The organism is Burkholderia sp. MSMB1498, from assembly GCF_001526245.1.
Lineage (GTDB): Bacteria > Pseudomonadota > Gammaproteobacteria > Burkholderiales > Burkholderiaceae > Burkholderia > Burkholderia savannae.
This window is the reverse complement of record NZ_LOYJ01000014.1, coordinates 1-2,296: the sequence shown is the minus strand read 5'-3', so window position 1 is coordinate 2,296 and position 2,296 is coordinate 1. Positions and strand designations below refer to the sequence as shown.

Genomic DNA, 2,296 nt, shown 5'->3' with positions numbered 1-2,296 from the left:
CATACAGGTGCGACCTGAAAGTCGCTATCACAACTGTCTTGCCAATAGCAACCGGACAAGACCTGCTGTTCTGCCAGCAGTAGCCCACTCGATCGTGCGTCGCTGGTAACGGCGGGGTGCGGAGCATCGGGGACAACAACCGGGGCCGCGAGGCCTAGCCCGAGCCGCGAGGTGAAGGTGACACCTGCAAGCACCGATGCGGGAGCCGTAAGGGCTTGGATGGCATGGTTAACGGAAGTGAATTCTCGCAAGCGTCGTGAGCACAGTCCAGCCAAAGGTGCTGTCAGGCTGAGGGCAAAAGCTAAGCGATCGGGTGCATTCAGTCTGTAGTGGGTGCACGCAGAACATGGCATCGCCGGCGTAAAGAGGAAACCTTCGTCATCTCGTTGCGATAGCGGAACAGGGTAAGCCCATCCCGTCGCCCGTACCGGGCAGGCCAACCGCAAGGAAAGCTGGTGGCGGAGTGGGTAAAGGAGGTTGGAGAAAGCGAACGCCTGACCGTAATGGCCGGGATACGGGCTGAAACATCGCTCGACACGAAAGTGGGCAGACTTCCAACTGGTCTCTCATCACGAGATAACTTGCGTAATCTTTGAAGGCGAGAAAGCAAATGAACGAGCAGTCAACGTGTGCACTGGCCGACCAAGGTACGTCGTGGCACAGCATCGACTGGGACACGGCCCACACCACGGTCAAAAGAATGCAGGCACGTATCGTGAAGGCGACACAGGCCGGTCGCTGGAACAGGGTCAAGGCCCTGCAGCGGCTACTGACCACCTCGTTCTACGGCAAAGCGTTAGCCGTTAAACGAGTGACGGAAAACCAAGGCAAACGTACACCGGGCGTCGACAAAGTGCTTTGGTCGACCCCGGATGCCAAATACATGGCGATAGGTTCTCTGACACGGAGCGGCTATCAACCGCTGCCGCTGAAGCGAATCTATATACCCAAAAGTAACGGCAAGCTGCGTCCGCTGAGCATCCCCACGATGCGAGATCGGGCGATGCAGGCCCTACACCTGCTCGCCCTCGACCCCGTATCCGAAACGATCTCCGACGGGCAATCCTATGGATTCCGAAAAGAGCGATCTACTCATGACGCGATAGCACAATGCTTCATGAACGCCCGATACCACGGCAACCCAAAAGACCGGGGCGCACGGGTTTCGGCGCAGTGGATTCTCGAAGCGGACATCCGCGGCTGCTTCGACAACATCGACCACACGTGGCTCCTAAAGCACGTGCCGACGGACAAGGCCGTGTTGGCGAAATGGCTGAGGGCCGGTTACTTGAAGGACGGTGTATTCGCGAGGACAACCGAAGGGACGCCACAGGGCGGCATCATCAGCCCGGTGCTCGCCAACTTTGCGTTGAACGGGTTGGACAAGGTTCTATCGTCCGTCTTCAAATACCCGTCACATCGCATAGCCCACAAGGTCAATCTTGTGCGATACGCCGATGACTTCGTCATCACTGGAGTGAGCCGGGAAGTGTTGCAAGACACAGTTACTCCGGCAGTCACCGCGTTTCTTGCAGATCGGGGACTGGAACTCGCTCCGGAGAAGACGAAAATCACCCATCTGACAGAAGGCTATGATTTCCTTGGCCAGAACATCCGGCGATACGGCAAGAAGTTGCTTATCAAACCGGCGCGGAAGAACGTGCAGTCCTTCCTGCAAAAGGTTCGGGACATCATTAGACGGCTATGGTCGGCGCCGCAGCATCTGCTGATCGACGCCCTGAATCCTGTGATAACCGGCTGGGCCATGTATCACCGCCACGTTGTTGCTCAGGAGACCTTCTCGAACGTGGACAGCCATATCTGGTACGCAATATGGCAATGGGCCAAGCGACGCCACCCCAAGAAACCTCCGGAATGGGTACGACGACGGTACTTCCACCAAATCGGCCTGCGACGATGGGTATTCGCCGCCGCCACCGACCAAGTGGACGATAGCGGACATCCCCCGCTTCGGACGCTTCGGTCGGCGGCAAGCGTAACCATCGAACGGCATCCGAAAGTCCAGTCGGACGCCAACCCCTACGACCGTGAGTGGTACACCTACTTCGCGCAGCGTGCTGCGATCCGAAGTCGGGTCTCCCGCGCACACCGCAAGGGGAGCGGCCGCAGCTAGTACGCGTGCTGCCATAAAGCAGGTACACACGCCGGTCGGTACGTTGTGCCGCCGGGTTAGTTTAACCACTGGCCTTATAGAGGCTTGAGCCGTATGCGGGGAAACTCGCACGTACGGTTCTTAGGGGGCGGCGGCGCAGCAATGCGTCGTCGCTACCCGACT

1 protein-coding gene is annotated in these 2,296 nt (G+C 58.4%); it reads left to right on the top strand.

Translation table 11 applies throughout. The annotated features are described in order from the left end of the window. Positions 1–610: 610 nt before the first annotated feature. Positions 611–2,134, top strand: a complete 1,524-nt coding sequence (gene ltrA, locus WS91_RS02905) for a group II intron reverse transcriptase/maturase (RefSeq protein WP_059669704.1) — start codon at positions 611–613, stop codon at positions 2,132–2,134. Positions 2,135–2,296: the final 162 nt, after the last annotated feature.